At 33.2% G+C, this 17828-nt stretch carries 16 protein-coding genes; 3 read left to right on the top strand and 13 right to left on the bottom strand.

All coding sequences use genetic code 11. The features are described from left to right. Positions 1–12 precede the first annotated feature (12 nt). Positions 13–1716 carry a ferredoxin--nitrite reductase gene (locus SUDEN_RS06505; protein ID WP_011372871.1) on the top strand — a complete coding sequence of 568 codons (1704 nt, stop codon included), beginning with the start codon at positions 13–15 and terminating at the stop codon, positions 1714–1716. Here SUDEN_RS06505 and SUDEN_RS06510 read toward each other — a convergent pair. The 8 genes from SUDEN_RS06510 to SUDEN_RS06545 form a co-directional block, all read right to left on the bottom strand. Then, positions 1703–2380, bottom strand: coding sequence for a response regulator transcription factor (locus SUDEN_RS06510; RefSeq protein ID WP_188085133.1), 678 nt, complete (start codon positions 2378–2380; stop codon positions 1703–1705). The two genes, SUDEN_RS06505 and SUDEN_RS06510, sit on opposite strands and share 14 nt — an antisense overlap. Continuing rightward, entirely contained in the window at positions 2370–3581 is a 1212-nt protein-coding gene (locus SUDEN_RS06515) for a PAS domain-containing sensor histidine kinase (protein ID WP_011372873.1), read from the bottom strand. The genes SUDEN_RS06510 and SUDEN_RS06515 overlap by 11 nt, the downstream gene beginning before the upstream one ends. Before the next feature lie 4 nt (positions 3582–3585). Next, positions 3586–6294, bottom strand: a complete 2709-nt coding sequence (polA, locus tag SUDEN_RS06520) for a DNA polymerase I (RefSeq protein ID WP_011372874.1) — start codon at positions 6292–6294, stop codon at positions 3586–3588. Between the two features lie 112 nt (positions 6295–6406). Beyond that, positions 6407–7120, bottom strand: coding sequence for a sulfite exporter TauE/SafE family protein (locus tag SUDEN_RS06525; protein WP_041672266.1), 714 nt, complete (start codon positions 7118–7120; stop codon positions 6407–6409). A 2-nt stretch (positions 7121–7122) separates the two neighbouring features. Further along, positions 7123–7632 (bottom strand): hypothetical protein, encoded by a 510-nt coding sequence (locus SUDEN_RS06530; protein ID WP_011372876.1) that lies wholly within the window; start codon positions 7630–7632, stop codon positions 7123–7125. A gap of 269 nt (positions 7633–7901) precedes the next feature. Beyond that, entirely contained in the window at positions 7902–8738 is an 837-nt protein-coding gene (locus SUDEN_RS06535) for a tyrosine-type recombinase/integrase (protein ID WP_011372877.1), read from the bottom strand. A 2-nt stretch (positions 8739–8740) separates the two neighbouring features. Beyond that, complete coding sequence (locus SUDEN_RS06540) at positions 8741–9736, bottom strand: hypothetical protein (RefSeq protein WP_041672267.1); 996 nt, start codon at positions 9734–9736, stop codon at positions 8741–8743. A 4-nt stretch (positions 9737–9740) separates the two neighbouring features. Then, positions 9741–10328: a hypothetical protein gene (locus tag SUDEN_RS06545; protein ID WP_011372879.1), complete on the bottom strand. Its 588-nt coding sequence runs from the start codon at positions 10326–10328 to the stop codon at positions 9741–9743. A 127-nt stretch (positions 10329–10455) separates the two neighbouring features. Between SUDEN_RS06545 and gatC the strand changes: the two genes are divergently transcribed. After that, positions 10456–10746 (top strand): Asp-tRNA(Asn)/Glu-tRNA(Gln) amidotransferase subunit GatC, encoded by a 291-nt coding sequence (gatC, locus tag SUDEN_RS06550; protein WP_011372880.1) that lies wholly within the window; start codon positions 10456–10458, stop codon positions 10744–10746. A gap of 42 nt (positions 10747–10788) precedes the next feature. Further along, positions 10789–11889, top strand: coding sequence for a type IV pilus twitching motility protein PilT (locus SUDEN_RS06555; RefSeq protein ID WP_238374792.1), 1101 nt, complete (start codon positions 10789–10791; stop codon positions 11887–11889). Positions 11890–11917: 28 nt separating this feature from the next. Here the strand turns inward: SUDEN_RS06555 and SUDEN_RS06560 are convergent, their stop codons facing one another. From SUDEN_RS06560 to SUDEN_RS06580, 5 genes are read right to left on the bottom strand one after another with little or no spacing between them, the layout of a single operon-like run. After that, the gene (locus SUDEN_RS06560) at positions 11918–12907 is read right to left on the bottom strand and encodes an SAM-dependent methyltransferase (RefSeq protein ID WP_041672519.1); all 990 of its coding nucleotides are present in this window, start codon (positions 12905–12907) and stop codon (positions 11918–11920) included. Then, positions 12897–14120 (bottom strand): TolC family protein, encoded by a 1224-nt coding sequence (locus tag SUDEN_RS06565; RefSeq protein WP_011372883.1) that lies wholly within the window; start codon positions 14118–14120, stop codon positions 12897–12899. Before SUDEN_RS06565 ends, SUDEN_RS06560 begins: the two co-directional genes overlap by 11 nt. After that, positions 14077–15261 carry an aspartate aminotransferase family protein gene (locus tag SUDEN_RS06570; protein WP_011372884.1) on the bottom strand — a complete coding sequence of 395 codons (1185 nt, stop codon included), beginning with the start codon at positions 15259–15261 and terminating at the stop codon, positions 14077–14079. The genes SUDEN_RS06565 and SUDEN_RS06570 overlap by 44 nt, the downstream gene beginning before the upstream one ends. Continuing rightward, positions 15258–16991 carry a molybdopterin-dependent oxidoreductase gene (locus SUDEN_RS06575; protein ID WP_011372885.1) on the bottom strand — a complete coding sequence of 578 codons (1734 nt, stop codon included), beginning with the start codon at positions 16989–16991 and terminating at the stop codon, positions 15258–15260. The genes SUDEN_RS06570 and SUDEN_RS06575 overlap by 4 nt, the downstream gene beginning before the upstream one ends. Continuing rightward, positions 16984–17781 carry an HlyD family secretion protein gene (locus SUDEN_RS06580; RefSeq protein WP_011372886.1) on the bottom strand — a complete coding sequence of 266 codons (798 nt, stop codon included), beginning with the start codon at positions 17779–17781 and terminating at the stop codon, positions 16984–16986. The genes SUDEN_RS06575 and SUDEN_RS06580 overlap by 8 nt, the downstream gene beginning before the upstream one ends. Positions 17782–17828 lie beyond the last annotated feature (47 nt).

Raw genomic sequence — 17828 nt, forward strand, 5'->3', positions numbered from 1 at the left:
TAGAATACATCTATGGAAAATAAACTTAATAAAAGAGAGCGATACAAAGCTCAATTAAAGCCGATAGACTATTACAAAGATTTTGAAAATATTGATTTTGAGAGTCTAACAGAGATAGATAGATTTTATCTTCAAGATTTTGGGATATTTAATACAAATTTCCTTGAAGATGAGTTTACAGTGCGTATTCGCATCCCTGGTGGAAAAATTAGTGCTGAGAATTTTCAAAAAATTGCAGATATTGTTGATGAGTATAATCTAACTATCATCTTAACTGCAAGAAGCGGTATTCAGCTCCATAACGTAGAAGCAGATAACGTTTTAGAGATACACAAGCGTATAAATGCTCTTGGCGTATCTACATGGCAAAGCTTTGGTGATAACGTTAGAAATATCATTACAGACGCATATGATGGCTGTGGTAGCTCATCTGAGATAGAAACATATCCTATAGTTATGGCTATGCATAACTTTATAATAGAAAATCCACGCTATGTTGGAATGTTGCCTCGCCGTATCTCTGTTGGAATTTCAGGCAATCGCTCAAACGTAAGCTCTTTTTTTGCAAATGATATATATTTTGCACTTGCCAAGAAAAATGGACTCTTTGGCTTTAATGTATATATGGGCGGCAAAAATACTGAAGTAGCCATAAGTGCTGATATATTTTTACTTGAAGCCGAAGTGTTGGGTTTTTTCAAAGCATTTATTGAATCGTTTTACGTTAATGGCTCTCGCTCTTCAAGAGCAAAAACTAGAATTTTTCATATGATTGAAGAGATAGGGATGGAAGCACTTAAGGCTTTTATCCAACAAGAGTATAAAAGTGATTTTCAAACTGCGGGTGAGTTAATATTAGAAAAAACAAAGTTTGAAGCGTTCCATAAGCTTAAAAATGGAAAATATGGATTTTGCTATCAGACAGATTTTTCAAGATTGAAAACTGATGAGATAAAAAATATAGCTGCATACGCTACTGTAAACTCTCTTGAGATTCGTCTTGGAATGGATCAAAACATCTATCTTATCGGATTAAATGAGCCATCAACTCCACTAAAATCACAAGCACTAAGCAGCACCATTGTTGCATGCGCTGGAAATCTCTGTCCTTACGCTGTTTGGAGCATAAAAGATGAGACTTCATATCTGCCTTTAGAGAAGATAAATAAGCATGGTATTCAAGTCGGGTTTTCTGGCTGTGCTAAGGGTTGCGGAAGACACAGACATACCGACATTGGATTAATAGGGCTAAAAACAAACAACTTTGGAAATACTGATGGTGGAGCTAGAATTTTCATAGGAGCTAGCCACTCAGATGGAGCTTATGCTGGTCGACAACTCTTCTCAATGGTACCTTTTATACACTTAGAGAGCGTCATCTCTTTAGCAATTAAGTTTTTTGAACTTAGTACATGTAGTGATTTTGAAGAGTTCGCTACTAAGGTATTGAACAACTACTCTGAAGAGTTTGTATCTTTATGGTTTTTAGCAAATTTAGAGACAAATAAGTGCATAGAACTACTCAAACAAGACTCTACAACAACATATGAGTATGAAAAAGAGTTACTAAAAAAAGAGTTTGGCGAGCTTGATTTTTGGGAGCATGTAGATGAAAATTTTCACGATGCTATAAGCTATCTATCTAAAGAGTTATGGACTATTGAGGGCGAGGATCCTCACTATAAGCCAAAGATAGAAAGAGTTAATTTTCGTTAAGAAGAAGTTGATATCCAAAACCTTTTATATTTTTTATAAGCATTTTAGAGGTTTTTTCTCTAAAACGCTTGATAAAAGTTCTTAGTCTCTCATCACTCGCATCTCCTCCCCAAAGAGCCTCTTTTATAGAGATATCATCGACTGTTCTATTTTTAGAATCTAATAAAAGATATAGAAACTTTATATCATTTTTACTAAGAGCTATATATTTTTCATTTTTATAAAGAGAACTTGTGTTTTTGTTAAAAATGTAGCAATCACTCAGCTTTAGAATCTTGTTTTCTATTCTTGAAGTTATGCTGCTTATGTACTCTAAAAGCTCCTCTGCATCAAAAGGCTTTATAAAATACTTTGTTATTCCAACATCTATGGCGCTAAGCAGTTTCTCTTTTTCACTAAAAGCACTTAGTATGATTATAGGAATATTTGGATTGATACGCTTGAGCTCTTTTGCCATCTTTAGTCCATCAAGGTTTGGCATCATGATATCAGTGATGACGATATCAGGTCTTATTTTTTTAAAAAACTCTATCCCCTCAATACCATCTTTTGCAACTGTAAAACTATGAAAATTATCTCCTATCGCCTCTTTTAACAGACGTGCCAGATTCTCTTCATCTTCGACAAGAATAATTTTTAAATCTTTTAATACTCTATTTTTCATCTTCATCCAATGGAATTTTTATACTAAATATTGTTGTGTGTTTTTTGCTCACTACATCAAGTGAGGCGCCAAGTCCTTGCTCACAAATCATCCTTGACATAAACAATCCCAGCCCCGTTCCACGGCTTTTATGCTTAGTCGTAAAGTATGGCTCAAATATTTTTTCTATATTCTCTTTTGCTATTCCGCCTGCATTGTCTTCAAACTCAATAAGAGCAAAATCACTTTTTTTCTTTATACGTATTGAAATCTCTCTAAGAAGAATACCATTGTGTATAAAAGCATCTTTTGAGTTGTTTATCAGATTAACTATAACCTGTGTCAACTCATTTGTTATACCAAGTATTTTTATATCTATGAGCTCTTTTTTAAGACTTATCATCTGCTCACTTAGAACATTTTCTAAAAGTAAAACTGCCTCTGTAATACTATCTTTGATATTAAAATAGTGTAGCTCTTTATCTGGAGAGAAAAAGTTTGTAAAATCATCAATCGTCTGAGACATATTTTTTATAATATGTTTGCTCTCATTATAAAACTTTGAAGCCTCGGCGCCATTTTCATTTTGCATAGCTTTTTTAATGTTAAACATCGCTAAGCTAAGCTCTGTTAGAGGTTGTCTCCACTGATGAGCAATATTTGCTAGCATCTGTCCTAAGCTTGCATGGCGAGATTGCCAAAACATAACACGTTGTTTCTCTTCATTTTTTTCTATCTCTTCTCTTACACGCTCTTCTAGTGTTTGATTTAGCTCTTTTAACTCTTTTGTCTGCTCTGCTACTCTCTTCTCAAGGCTTCTGTTTAACTCTTCATACTCTGCTTCTTTTTTAAGAAGTTCCTCTCTTAGAAGAATCTCTTTGGTTACATCATAACGTATTGCTACATACTCTGCTATATTTTTATTTTCATCTAAAATTGGAATAATTGTTGTATTTACATAAAAAGTGGAGCCATCTTTTGCTAGGTTTTTTACCGTATCTTTATATACGCGTTTTTGTGATATTGTTTGCCAAAGGAGCTCAAATTTAAAGGGATGCACATCTGGATGACGAACAATATTGTGATTTTTTCCTATCAGTTCTTCTTTTGTATATCCGCTAATTTTGCAAAATTCGCTATTTACGAAAGTGATGATACCATCAACATCCGTTTTAGAGATAATATTGCTATTTTCAATAGCTTCTTTGTACTGCTTTAACATGTCGTTACTTTAACTCGCTCCACTTATCGCCAATTTTCATACTAGCTTTTAGTGGAATATTTAAAGGCATGATATTTTGCATGATATTTTTAAATTTTTCGCCCAAAATTTCTGCCTCAGATGTATCTACTTCAAATATAAGCTCATCGTGAATCTGCAGTAGCATCTTCGCATTTAACTTCTCATCTTCTATGAGTTTATGGATTTTATTCATACTAAGTTTTATAATGTCACTCGCACTTCCTTGGAAGATGCTATTTACTGCCTCTCTCTCATAAGCTGCTCTAAACATTGGTGAAGCGCTCTCATAATCAAAATATCTACGTCTCTTTAGTAGCGTCTCAACATATCCAGCCTCTTTTGAAAAATCTACAATAGAGCGAAAATATGACTTTACACTCGGAAAACTACTAAAATATCTCTCTATAATCTCCTTAGCCTCAGCAGTGGTTATTTTTAAAGTTTCAGAGAGTTTTTTTTGTCCCATTCCATACAGAAGTCCAAAATTCACTGTTTTAGCCACATTTCTCTTAAGAGGAGCATCTTCTTCTCCAAAAAGGGCAATTGCCGTTTGCATGTGTATATCTTTATCCTGCATAAATGCTTCAACAAGTACCCTGTCTTGTGTAAAATGAGCTAGAAGCCTAAGCTCAATTTGTGAGTAGTCTATACCTATGAGTTTTTTACCCTCTGGAGCAACAAAGGCTTCTCTTATCTTTGTACCAAGAGCTGTTCTTGTAGGTATATTTTGAAGATTCGGATTTTTAGAGCTCAATCTCCCTGTTGTAGTACCAGTTTGAACAAATGAGGTGTGTATGCGACTCTCTTTATCTTGCTGGCTAAGTTTTAATAGTGGCTCAATATATGTTGAGTAGAGTTTATAAACCTCTCTGTACTCCAAAAGATATGGAATAATCTCATGTTCACCCAAAAGAGAGTTTAAAACTTTTTCATCAGTGGAGTATCCTGTTTTTGTCTTTTTTGAGGTAGGAAGTCCCAATTGTTCAAAAAGCACATTTCCTAATTGTTGCGTTGAGTTTATATTAAACTCTAAAGATGCCAACTCATATATCTTCTTTGTTAATTCACTCAAAGAGTCTTTAGCTTCAGCTAAAAACTGCTCTAAAAATAAGCTATTTAGCTCTATACCATGCATCTCCATCTTTAAAAGCGTTTTTATAAAAGGAAATTCAACCTCTTTTGCCTCTTCTATGAGATGCTCTGCTCCTTGATCCTTTAACATCTCTAAGAAAAGATAGTAAAGTCTTAGCGTTATGTAAGCATCTTCTGCTGCATAATTACATGCTTCTTCAAGCGCTACGCTTGCGAATGTCTCACCTTTTTTTACACTCTCTTTAAACGTAATCATCTTATGTTCTAAGAGCTTTTCTGAGAGTTTATCAAGCGAGAGAGCACTCTCAGGGTTTATAAGCCAAGCCAAAATCATAGAATCTGCAAATATATCAAGCTCGCCTTCACCCAAAAATCTTATAACAAAATGGAGGTCAAACTTTATATTGTGCCCCACAACCCGAGAGTTAAATATTTTTTTAATAGCAATTTTTGCATCCTCTTGTGAGATCTGCTCTCCAACTCCAAGATAAAAATGTGCGATTGGAACATAATAAGCTTCATCCTCATTAAAACAGAAACTAAAACCTACAAGAGAGTCATTTTCATAATCAAGCCCAGTCGTCTCTGTGTCAAAAGCTACTATCGTATCATCTCGCAGTTCTGATAAAACTCTTTTAAGCTCTTTAGCATCATCTATAAGTACTGCTCTAAAATTTACTTTTTTATTGGTTTGAGCCTCCGCTTCAACTTTTTTAACAGCCTCTACATGTACCAAATTCTTAGCGTTGAGAGCCCTTAAAATGCCATTTTGCTCATATTTTACAAGCTCATCATAGATATTTAAAAAAGGATTTTCTATATCCATTTTAAACTCTTCAAAATCAAAACTCTCAAAAACACTGCAACTAAGTGTTACAAGTTTTTTTGACATGTAAGCCTGCTCTTTAAACTCTAAGAGTTTTTTTTGGATTCCAAGCGGTTTTATATTTTCTATATTTGCATATATATTATCTAGAGTTTCATACTCAATTAAGAGTTTCTCTGCACCTACTTTTCCTATCCCCTTAACTCCAGGAATATTATCCGCAGAGTCACCCAGTATGGATTGATAATCAATAAACTGCTTTGGGGATATCCCATATTTTTTGAAACATTCATCCTCATCCATAACCTGTTTTTTAATAGCATCAACTAAAACGACTCTACCATCATCAATAAGCTGAAAAAGGTCTTTATCATGAGACACCACTCTTACATTGTAGCTCTTCTCTTTTGCAAAGCGAACAACGGTTGCTATAACATCATCCGCCTCATAACCATCAAATCCTAATGTTTTATATCCCATTTTATCAATCCACTCTATCGCAATGGGCAGCTGCATACTAAGCTCTTGTGGCGGTGGTTGTCTATTTGCTTTATAATTTGGATCTATCTCTTTTCTAAAACTATCTCCCTTTGTGTCTATCGCAAATACAATATAATCACTATCATGCTGTTTTTGAAGAGTTGAGATAAAATTTGTAAAACCAGTCAAAAGCCCAGTTGGAAAGCCTTGAGAATTTTTCAAATGTTGTGGTAGAGCATAAAAGCTACGGAAAAAAAAGCCAAATGTATCAATAATAGTTACAGTTTTACTCATATTAAAATACTTTTGTTAAATTGTTAATGGGAGTCATTTTCTTTATTGTCATAAAACTTATCAAAGCTCGCACCTCTTTTTTAAAATCATTATAGCCAGTTGTATATTAAAATTATTTGCTATGGCACTCACTAAGCGTTTTATCGGCTCTTGCTAAATAGTCATAACCATTATAAATCGTATATGCTCCATACAAAACTACAGCAAAAGAGGAGAGGCTTACCATCATATTTCTAAAGCTAGTTGCCCTTGAGAGAGTTGCTAAAAAACCAAGCCCAAACATAGCAGGAATTGTGCTAAGCCCAAATATCATCATTACAAAAGCACCATAGAGAGGACTAGCAGTGCTTGCCGCTGTTATTGCGAAAAAATATACAAACCCACACGGTAGAAGACCGTTTAACATCCCAAGAGTAAAAAAACTAAAATTAGATTTTGAATTTAACACTTTTTTAAATAAATTTTTATATGCGGATGAAGATGAAAATGAGTGTTCTATAAGCGTTAAAAACTTTATTTTACCCATAAGAGATAGCCCTGCTAAGACCATAGCAACTCCAGCGACTATAAGAAGTACTCCATTAGCACTGTTACTAAATATAATTACTCCACCTATAGCTCCAAAGATAGCACCAAGAATTGAGTATGTAAAAACCCTCCCTAAAGAGTAGAGAAGATGAGCAACACTTTGAGAAATTTTTGAGCTCTCTGGTTCAATTTTTATAGAGGAATAAGCCAAGACTATACCGCCACACATTCCTATACAGTGCCCAAAAGAGCCTAAAAAAGCTATGGTCATTATAGTTATTATGTTTACTGTTTCCAACTCTAATTCTCTTTATTTAAAAGTTTTTTACTGATTGATGGATTGCGCAGAGTCTCTCCTCTTAGCATTCTAAGGCGCATTATATCAAAAGATACAAAGCCCTCACTGTTATTCTCATAAGCACCGAAGCCATATCCCATAGCAGTCTCATCTCTTAATGAGTAAAAAGCATCTTTTGCATCAATCCATTTTTTTGTATCTCTGCTAATAACCCAAATTTTAACATCATCCTTTATATTTTTATCTTCTAACCATCGAATAAATCCACCATGGTCATGAAAGAACCAACTCTTACCATCTTTACTTATTATCTGCGAAGCATCTTTTAAATCATCAATAACCATTCCACAATCGCTATCTTGATAGAGCCCTGCTCTCATCTCAATTGGTTTTTGTTCAAAGTTACCCTCTTGAACAACAATCATTTTTTTGGAAGTTGCCAGAAATATAAAAGCTCCAACAAGAGATAGAACAAAAAGAGCAAGAAAAAGAAACGGCAATATTTTTTTCATTTTTTTAAAACCTTTAGTATATATGAGTAATCAAATTTAATATGTTTTATATTTGGTTTTTCAAATATAAATATAATAAATATCTACTTTTTTCAAATTTTTTATATATCAAATATAACAATAATATTTTACACAACTAAGCATTACATTAGTATTAGGCAACTCTTCTTCTCTCATCATAAATTAAAAAACAGCTAAAGCGCTTTTTGGCTCATCTTAGTTTATATAAAGAAGTGATTTTTAAAAAGCTTTAGAGATAAAGCTGTTTTTTACTCTACCCATAAGTGCTCTTTTGCCATTGGATGGCAAACTTCCAATGTCTCTTTTAAATCCTGCTTTTGTATATGCGTATATATCTGTGTTGTTAGAAGTGAGGAGTGGCCAAGCAACTCTTGCACAACTCTTAAATCTGCCCCACCAGCGATTAGTGCTGTGGCGTATGAGTGCCTAAGAACATGAGGGGAGACTCCTAAATATTTCTGTGTTATTTTATACGCAGAAATTCGACTTAATTTCTCACCTTTGTAGTTAGACCAAACATACTCTTTTGTCTTTTTTAGCTCATTCATATAAGCATCAACAGCCGTCTTGGCTACAAAGGCTATTGGAACTATGCGCTCTTTCTCACCTTTTGCATGTCTAATGTGTAACCACTCACCCTCAATGTCTTCTCTTCTTAGCGCCAAACACTCACTTATCCTTGCTCCAGTTGCATATAAAAAGATTATCATAGCATAGTCTCTAAGTCCCAATACAGAGCTTCTATCAACCTGAGATAAAGCATTTTGTATCTGCTGATATGAAAGAAATTTTGGAAGAAGTTTTGGAATTTTTGAAAACTTAACTTTTTTCTTTTCATCTACGAACTGATTTTTATAGCAAAAATCAAAAAAAGCATTTACTGAAGATAGCTTTCTATTTAGTGTTCTCTTATTTTTGTATTCACTCAGAAGATTAAAAAGAGTTTTTGAATCCAGAGAGATTAAGGGTTTATTTAGAGCTAATTCTATCTGTTTTAAATCACAAGTGTAAGCATCTACACTTTTTCTACTAAGAGCTTTTATAACGCTTATATACTCTATAAAAGCCTCTAATTCGTTTGACATCTCTACTCTACTGAAATATACTCATTATGAACAAAAAAGATTTTATTATTTATATAAACATATCCATCTTCAATATCTGTTTCATAGATGCTAGAAGATGATAAATCTATTGGCATCTCAATTAGGTACCCCTCTTTTTCTAAAGCGTATAGTTTATTATTGCTTAAAATGAGTCCTAAAAAGTGTGCAAACGGAAACTTAACTCTTGCATTCTCTTTTAAGTCTGATGTTAAAGATATGATTTCACCCTGCTTTGTAGCGACATAGATATTTTTGTCATCTGCTTCTACGCTTCTTATGTCAAATGGCAATCTAATCTCATCTTGAGATAAAGAGAGTATTTTATTGCCTGTTGCTGCAATAATTTTATTGTCCATAAGGTTAAAATAGATTACATTATTAAAATGCTCTTCACTGCTCACGATAATTGTTCTTAATCTTTTTTTTGTCTCTGCATTTACAATAACAACTTTTCCATCAAGTGTCGCAAAAATAACAAGTTCATCTTTAAAATATGGATTAATTATCTTTGAATTTACAACAATTGGAGGATTTCCCTGCTCTTTTAAAAGCAGAGCTTTACTCTTTAGGGAGTATAGCGCCATCTCATTATCTGAAAATATAACGCCTAATGTATCTTTGTGGACAGTAGCAGCAGCAATGGTTTTTTTTAGGTTAAATTTTTCAATATTTTTATCTACAATATTTTGAAGAGTTAAGTTTCCATCGATATTTGAGCTTAAAACCCACCCATCACTGTAGCCTAAAAGTTTTTCATCTTTGGCGATAAAGATATCAAGAGTTTTTCCATCAACCAACACAGCTCTATTTTCTGCTAAAGCAGCATTTTGAGAAATTGCTCCAATCGTAATATCACTACTGCCAGCGTGTTCCCAATCATCAACTACATTTACAGGTTTAAAAACCTCTTTTGAGCCACATGCACTAAAGAGGAGAACCACAACTAATGGTAAAAAAAGAGTATATAAAGTTCTCAAAATATTACTTTATTCCATAGTGCAAAAGTGATGCAACTAATTTCTCTAATGATGACTCTTTTGATACTTTTTCAAGCATGTTTCTAGCTTCATCAATTTTGTTATTATTTAAAAGCATAATTGCCCCTTGTATTAGTGCCAAATCTCTAAAAATCGCATCCTGTTTTGAAGCATATTTCTCAAGCATAGAGTTATCGGTTGCCATTTCATATTCAGCTAAATCATTAATAATAAGAGCTTTTGTATTTTTTAAACTTTTAAGTTTTTCCATATCTTTATTGGCAATAGCTTGTGAAAAAATCCAAGCATCATGTAGATTTGGTGCTAAAGATTTAAGTTCGTTTAATGCTGCTGTATCATTCGAGTTAATCTCAAGTTTGGCAAAGGCAATATTTGCTGCACTGGTTTTACTTCTTTCATTTGCATCATAGGCAATATTCGCACCTACTACTACAACTATCGCAGCAATCGAGATTATAATTATTTTCTTATATTTTTTAATAAATCTCTCAGTAACAACCGCTTTTTCAAAAAACTTCTCTTCGGAGTTTAACTCCTCTTTAACCATCTCTATATTATCTCTTAAGCTCAAAAATATTCCTTAGTGTTCTTTATCTCTATCAAAAAGTTTAAAATAGTATCGCATATTTTGTTAAACTTTCATCAAATAGATAGATTTTTTTTGTTACAATCTTATAAATTAATATTGGGATAATTAAATGCAAGTAGATGATGTATTATTAAGTAGATTAGAAAAGCTATCTTTTTTAAAAATATCTGAAGACAAAAGAGAGGAGATAGTATCTCAACTCTCTGAAATTGTAAATTTTGTTGAAAATTTAAGCCTCTTAGATACACAAAATGTTGATGAAAAATTTGCAATGAGCAACGATTCCACCTTCTTAAGAGAAGACACTGCTTTTTGTGATACATCTATAAATGAGAGCATACTAAAAAATGCGCCTCTGAGCAGTGATAACTTTTTTGTTGTACCAAAAATTATAGAGTAGCAATTTTATTAAAAAACATTGTTATTTAAGTGAAAATCTAAAATGTATAGGTCTGTAATAATGACGCAAGAGACAAATCAGCAAATTGATATAAAAGAATTGCTTAAGAGTGTTTTACATTTTGAATCTTCAGATTTGCACCTTGTTGCTGGCAGTAAGCCTCAAATTAGGATAGATAAGGCTCTAAAACCACTTAATCTACACGTTTTGAGCGCAAAAGAGATAGAAGATATGGCTTATGCGCTTATAGAAGATAAGCAAAAAAAGATTTTTGAAGATAAAAATGAGCTTGATTTCTCATTTGAACTTGAGAATATTGGTCGTTTTCGTGCCAACTACTATCGTACTATTAGAGGGATTGCATGTGCATTTCGCACTATTCCAGTAGATGTACCGCCTCTTGAAAAATTTAACAATAACCCAATATTTAAAGAACTTATAAAGAGAGAAAGAGGACTTATTTTAGTCACAGGTCCTACTGGCAGTGGTAAATCAACTACACTTGCTTCAATGCTTCATGAAATTAATCTCACTGAAAATAAACATATTATTACAATAGAAGATCCAGTTGAGTTTGTTCATACAAATATTAACTCCATTTTTTCGCAAAGAGAGATTGGCTCAAACACTAGCTCATTTGCAACAGCTCTTAAATTTGCTCTACGACAAGATCCAGATGTAATACTAGTTGGTGAGATGAGAGATAAAGAGACAATTTCTGCAGCCCTTACTGCAGCTGAGACAGGTCACATCGTTTTTGGGACACTCCATACAAACTCTGCACCTTCAACAATAAACCGTATTATTGATGTTTTTGATGCCAAAGAACAAGCACAAGTCAGAGCACAACTTGCATCTTCGCTTATATCTGTAATTTCTCAATCTCTTATACCAAGAGTTAGCGGAGGAATTATAGCTACCCAAGAAATTTTAATAGCAAATACAGCCATTCAAAACTTAATCAGAGAGGATAAGGTTCATCAAATCTACTCTCAAATGCAGCTAAATCAAAATGAGACACATATGACTACTCAGACAGATCAGCTAACAACTCTATTGCGTAAAGGAATTATCTCAAAAGAGAGTGCAATAAAAGCTTCAAACAGACCAGAAGAGCTTATTAGAATCATTCATAACCTTTAGTGATTTTTTAACATCTTATGCAGAGAAGTTATTTTTTTCTAAACTTTATCATCTTAAAACGCTCACCTAAAAAATTTGGCATTATTAAAATTTTAACTTTTTCTAACTCTTGTTTATAGATTTTCTCATCCGTTTTCTCTTTTAAAATTTCTAGCAGTTCTAATATTCCCATATCAACAAGAGCAACCATTTGTGCTCTTAGTTCTATAAACTCTACTCCTGCTTCTGTAAATGCATCTTTTACATGTTCAAAAGTTACATCATAAGTTAAATCTGACTTTGCAAATAGCTCATCTCTTTTTATATTTTCATCAAAAAATGGAATCACGTCATGTTTATAGTAAACTCTTATGGAAAAGTCTGGACGTGCTTGCATCTCTCCATAATCAAAACTTATGAACTCAAATTTATCACAACACTCAGCCATCTCTTTTGCAAACTCTTCATATCCAATGGCTATCTCACCTCTATCTTTATGGTATTTTTTAGCTTTTTTACTAACCCAGTCATCATCAATATCAAAAATTATTTCACTCTCATGAACTCTTGCCACTTTACCCTTGTAATAGAGTTCACAAGCAAATGCATCAAATATCTCATTTGCTATAAAAATGGCATTTTCACACTTTAGCTCTTTGAGCGATTTATAGTGTGTAAGTTTTATAGCATCACCAAAACTCTCTTGTAGATAGCTCTTTTGAAACTCTTGAAGTGCATCAAATTTCTCTATTATCACAAACTCTAAACTATTTAAAAGTTCTGGTCGGAGTGTATATATAAACTCAATAATATCAGCCAAAAAGTATCCATGATGTGCGCCAATCTCGCAGACAACACTATCTTTTTTTAAGAATCCATCATCAACCAACGAGATAATATGTTTTGCAATTGTTCCTCCAAAAAACTTGCTTGAACTTACAGACGTGTAAAAATCTCCATCTTTTCCAATGCTTTTATATGTTGCATAGTAGCCATTATCTGCATATAGCCACTCACTCATATATTGGCTAAATCTCATTTTTATAAATCTCATAAAGTGTTAAAAGTTCAAGTTGTCTATCTAGTTCATATATCTCAATATCATTTTTTTGTACATGTAGAGAGTTATTTAGAAGCTCTACATCATACTCAGTTTTATAACCAGCCCCATAAAGTTCCTTAGTCTCTGCTAAGAGTTCCTCATAAAGTTGAGTGTTTTCAACACTTAATATTCTCTTTTTTTTAAGACTCTCTAAATTTTGCATTACTTGTTCAAAGAGTGCATTTAACTCTTTTTTCTTGTCTAACTCTTCTATTTTTGACACAAGATATTCAACTTTTGCACTCTGTATATCATCAAACATACTTATATTAAGAGGCATAGAAGCCTTTAAACCATAATTAATATAATCTGTTTCTCTTGATCCAGATAGACTTCCTCCTTGAAATGCAAAGTTTTCACTTCTATCCATGTTATATCCAGCATAAATACTGATTTTTGGAAGGTATTTTGAGATAGTTGTACTTTTAAAATATCTATTTTTTTCACTCAAGCTTTGTGATTGTTTGAAAGAGAGGTTATTTACCATAAATTCTTCTTTTTCTATAATCTCTAAATGTGGTAAAGTTGCCTTCTCATAATCTAAATCACTAATAACGCGGAATTTTGATATAAGTCTCTCTCTATTTGCTTCTATATCATAAAGAGCTTGAATAGCTATGTTTTTATCTATAATTGCGCTATTTAAAAAACCAGAATCGAGCTGTCCGCTCAAATAACTCTCTTTTTTTTGTGCTAAATTTATCTCTGCATTTTTTATCAGTAATTTTTGTTTTTGAATTCTCATTTCACTCTGTTTTATCTGCATTAAGAGCGAGATTGCATCTTTTATAAGTTTTCTTTTTGCTACATCAACAGAGTATTGTGAGTATAGTCTTGTCGCTTCAGCGTACTTAATTCCAAAATAGATACCACCACTTTGAAAAATTGGCTGGTCTATAGTAATAGAAGTTTTTTTTGTAATTGACTCAGTGTCATAAGCTTCGCTAACTCCATAAGAGTAGTTAAGCATAAGAGGAGATATCCAAGAGTCTCTAAGAACATTGCTACTAGAATCTACCTTGTCTGATTCCAATCTAAAATACTCTTTTTTATTATCAGATATATACTCTTCTAGGGAATTTTTATCTTGCGCTACTACAAAACTACTACAAAGAGCTAATAGTGCGATTGAGAGATGTAAAGCCTTCATCTATTTCCTCTTTTGTAATTGTCAAAGCTGGTAGAAGTCTTAAAGTATCACGACCTGCTTTTAGAACTATAACGCCCTCTTCTCTTGCATTTGAGATAATTTTAGTTAAAGTATCACCATCTTTTACACGCAAACCACACATCATACCAATTCCTACTTTTGATGTAAAAATATCTCTGTGTGCGTTATAAAATTTTTCTAATTCACTATCAAAATAGTCTATACCTTTTTGAAGTTCGCCACTCTCGTTCATCTCATTTAAGATATCTACAACTTCACATGCGGCTGTTGTACTTAAAAAGTTGCCACCAAAAGTTGAACCATGATCTCCAGCACCAAATACATCTTTTAGCGTTGTCATAACAACACCAATGGGAACACCGCCACCCAAACCTTTTGCAAGCGTTACTACATCTGGCTTTATATCGTAATAGTTAGACGCTAGAAATTTTCCTGTTCTATAAATGCCAGTTTGAACTTCATCAATTATCAGTAGAACATTTTTCTCTTTTAAAAATTTTGCAAGTTTTTGAACTGAATCTCTATCTAGTGGCTGAACTCCGCCCTCCCCTTGAACAAGCTCTATCATAACTGCACATGTATGATCATCGACTAAGCTTGCAACATGATCTATATTATCTGCATAAACAAATCCATCAGGATAAGGTCCAAAATAGTTATGCATTTTCTCTTGTCCAGTAGCTTTGACTGTCGTTATTGTTCTTCCATGAAATGAGTGTTGAAGAGTTATTACTTTGTATCTTTTTAACTCGCCATCTTTTTCACCAAATTTTCTAGCTATCTTGATAGCTCCTTCATTTGCCTCAGCTCCGCTGTTTCCAAAGAAACACTTCATATCGTAGCCACTAGCCTCTACAATCTTTTGAGCAGCTTTTGCTTGTGGTGCTATATAGTAAAGATTTGAGGTGTGTGTTATATTTGAGAGTTGTTTGCAGATTGCATCATTCACTCTTTTATTTGCATGCCCCACACTACAAACTGCAATACCTGAAGCAAAATCTATATATTTTTTCCCATTCGCATCGACAACAATTGCATTATTACCACTTACAAACTCAACATCTGCCCTTGCATAAGTTGGCAAAACATACTTTTTATCCAAATCTTTTATATTATTCATCTTCTAATCTCCACCTTATTTTCTTGGAATATTGCGCTTTTTGTACTTAATGCGTGCTTTGAGGATGTTAGATTATTTACACCCTTTGTGCCACTATAAATCAAAACGCAATCTGTTCTTAAATCATCATTATGTTTAACTTTTAACTCAACACTTCCGCTCTTTGAGCTAATACAAAGAACCTCTTTCTCACTAAAACCTAAAGAGCTATGCAGATATACAGACTCTTCACGATTAAACTGAGAATTTAAACTATTTTGACTCTTACATGTAATGAGGTACATGCCATCTTCTTCATCCACTTTTGAGTCTATCTCATCGAGAAATGCGAACTCTCTATCTTCTGTATCAAAACCGCTCTTGTATGGTATCTCTTCTCTTTTATCTACATATAAAAACCCATCAATTTTTTTTATAGTAAAATTTTTAAAATGGTTTATATAAAACTCCTCACTCTCAATAGGCAGATCATACTCTTTACAAAGATAAGCGGCAAGCTCATACTCACTTATCCCAACATCACTATTTGCAACTTTTGGCATAAAAGAGATTCTATTGTGTGAGTAGGATGTCCTTATGTCATCTTTATACAAAAAGCTCTTTGCTGGAATAATTAAATCTGCAATTTCACTTGTTTCATTCTCGTAAAGTCCAAAATAGACAACATTTTGACTCTTGCTAATTGAATCTCTTACTCTCAGTGAGTCTGGCATTTGAGAGAGCGGATTTGAGCCTTGAATAAAAACCGTCTTAAATAGGCTAAACTCCGTGTTTACCTTTGAGACTTTTTTTCCGCTCTTTTTGAATGGCATCTCAATGCCTTCTCTTGAAGAGCCAAGATAACTAACACCGCATCCTTCTTTGCCAAATAATCCAAGCATAACCGCAAAAGCATCAATCGCTCTCATGATATCAGCGCCATCACTATATTTCTGAATCCCAACACCACACACTATTGCTACTTTTTTATCTTTTACAAGCCTTAAAACGTCACCCAACTGACCAAGAGAAACATCAATTTGCTCTAGCGTAGCTTTAATTCTAAGGTTTTGAGTTAGTTCATAATAACCTTCATACTCACTAGCAAATTTATCCAAAAACTCCTCATCACAACCACTCTCTATATGTAAAAAACGACTAAGTAGCATCGCTAAGAATATGTCAGTATGTGGCTTTAACTGGATATGCAAATCTGCTACTTTTGCTATTTTAGTTTTTATGGGATCTATAACTATAATAGTTTTATTTTTTATGAGAGGTAATATATGGCTGGATGTTACATGTGGATTTCTACCCCAAAATATCACGACATCAGATTTTGCAACCTCATGCAAAGGCATATTTTTATTGCTGCCTCTACCTCTAATAATCCCCTCTTCACCTGCACCATCACATAAACTTCCATCAGTCAAAGTAGCTCCATAAGAGGAAAAAAAATGCTCAGTCACTTCTTGCATAAGAGCAAAATTGCCACTTCCTCTATAATAAAGAACTTCTTCATTTTTAGACGAGTCTATCATCTCTTTTAGCTTCTTTAGTGCTTCATCAATTGTAATCTCAACGCCTTTGTATCTAGGAGTTTGTATAGTCGGATACTTTTCATAATGATTTAAATGTGAACATAAAAAACCGTTAGTATGTCCACTTTTGAGTCCTTTGATGATTCCATTATCAAATGTTATCTCACATGCATCATAACAATCCAACGGGCAAGCTGTGACGTTACTCATCCTTTAACTCAAGTTTTAAGAGCTTGGAGAAGAGTGCTGGAGAGTCTATAATTATTTGAGCCATATACTTAGAAATATTTTTACTGTCTGCTATATTTAAAAGTCTTGAAATTTTATAACTGCTCTTTACTCCATCAATATAGAGAACTTTTTTTTGCGCATTTACAACATCTTCTTCATCTAAATATATTGTCAATTTTGCTTTTGACACATCTGCTACTTTTGCCAAAGGAGTTGAAACACCTACAACCTGACCACTCTTTACAAGCATCTCATAGAGTACAAAATCTTTTGCAACAAGATTTTTGTCTGATATGGTTCTTTGAAGTTGAGCATCTTTTAATTTCAAATCTGACATCTGAATTTTTAAGTTTTGTATCTCTTTTTTTGTATTTAGATATAAATTTTCGCTTGTAATCAAATCATAAAATTCTCTATCTTTTTCTACTGAAGATTTAAATTTAAGTGGCTCAATTTTTTTGTAGTTTTCTCTTTTTTTTGCAAGTAATTCATCAAGATTAAGAAGCACAGCCTCATTTATCTCAATTGTATTTTTAATATACATTAATTTTTCACGAACAGCTATTTGCTCTTTTTCATCAAGTTCACTATCTATCTTTATATATTGTTTTTGTGATAATGTCTGACCTACAAGAGTTTCGTCTGCACTAATAACCAACCCTGAAACGTTAGAAGAGATATCTCTTATTTCATACGGTTCAACTTTTGCATAATAGACTTTTGCGTCTAAGTAAGCAAGCAAAAACAGCAACACTGTTAAAAGTTTCATAGAGCGAGCCTTTCATTGGGTTTGACCCAAATAATAGCAAGTATTTT

The sequence above is a fragment of the Sulfurimonas denitrificans DSM 1251 genome (assembly GCF_000012965.1).
GTDB classification, from domain to species: Bacteria; Campylobacterota; Campylobacteria; order Campylobacterales; family Sulfurimonadaceae; genus Sulfurimonas; species Sulfurimonas denitrificans.

Bases quoted from the DNA above. Each gene is read 5' to 3' on its own strand.
- SUDEN_RS06515 (WP_011372873.1), bottom strand. From the start codon at position 3,581: ATGTTAAAGCAGTACAAAGAAGCTATTGAAAATAGCAATATTATCTCT.
- SUDEN_RS06580 (WP_011372886.1), bottom strand. From the start codon at position 17,781: ATGAAACTTTTAACAGTGTTGCTGTTTTTGCTTGCTTACTTAGACGCA.
- gatC (WP_011372880.1), top strand. From the start codon at position 10,456: ATGCAAGTAGATGATGTATTATTAAGTAGATTAGAAAAGCTATCTTTT.
- SUDEN_RS06565 (WP_011372883.1), bottom strand. From the start codon at position 14,120: ATGAAGGCTTTACATCTCTCAATCGCACTATTAGCTCTTTGTAGTAGT.
- SUDEN_RS06575 (WP_011372885.1), bottom strand. From the start codon at position 16,991: ATGAGTAACGTCACAGCTTGCCCGTTGGATTGTTATGATGCATGTGAG.
- polA (WP_011372874.1), bottom strand. From the start codon at position 6,294: ATGAGTAAAACTGTAACTATTATTGATACATTTGGCTTTTTTTTCCGT.
- SUDEN_RS06510 (WP_188085133.1), bottom strand. From the start codon at position 2,380: ATGAAAAATAGAGTATTAAAAGATTTAAAAATTATTCTTGTCGAAGAT.
- SUDEN_RS06570 (WP_011372884.1), bottom strand. From the start codon at position 15,261: ATGAATAATATAAAAGATTTGGATAAAAAGTATGTTTTGCCAACTTAT.
- SUDEN_RS06555 (WP_238374792.1), top strand. From the start codon at position 10,789: ATGTATAGGTCTGTAATAATGACGCAAGAGACAAATCAGCAAATTGAT.
- SUDEN_RS06535 (WP_011372877.1), bottom strand. From the start codon at position 8,738: ATGTCAAACGAATTAGAGGCTTTTATAGAGTATATAAGCGTTATAAAA.
- SUDEN_RS06530 (WP_011372876.1), bottom strand. From the start codon at position 7,632: ATGAAAAAAATATTGCCGTTTCTTTTTCTTGCTCTTTTTGTTCTATCT.
- SUDEN_RS06560 (WP_041672519.1), bottom strand. From the start codon at position 12,907: ATGAGATTTAGCCAATATATGAGTGAGTGGCTATATGCAGATAATGGC.
- SUDEN_RS06505 (WP_011372871.1), top strand. From the start codon at position 13: ATGGAAAATAAACTTAATAAAAGAGAGCGATACAAAGCTCAATTAAAG.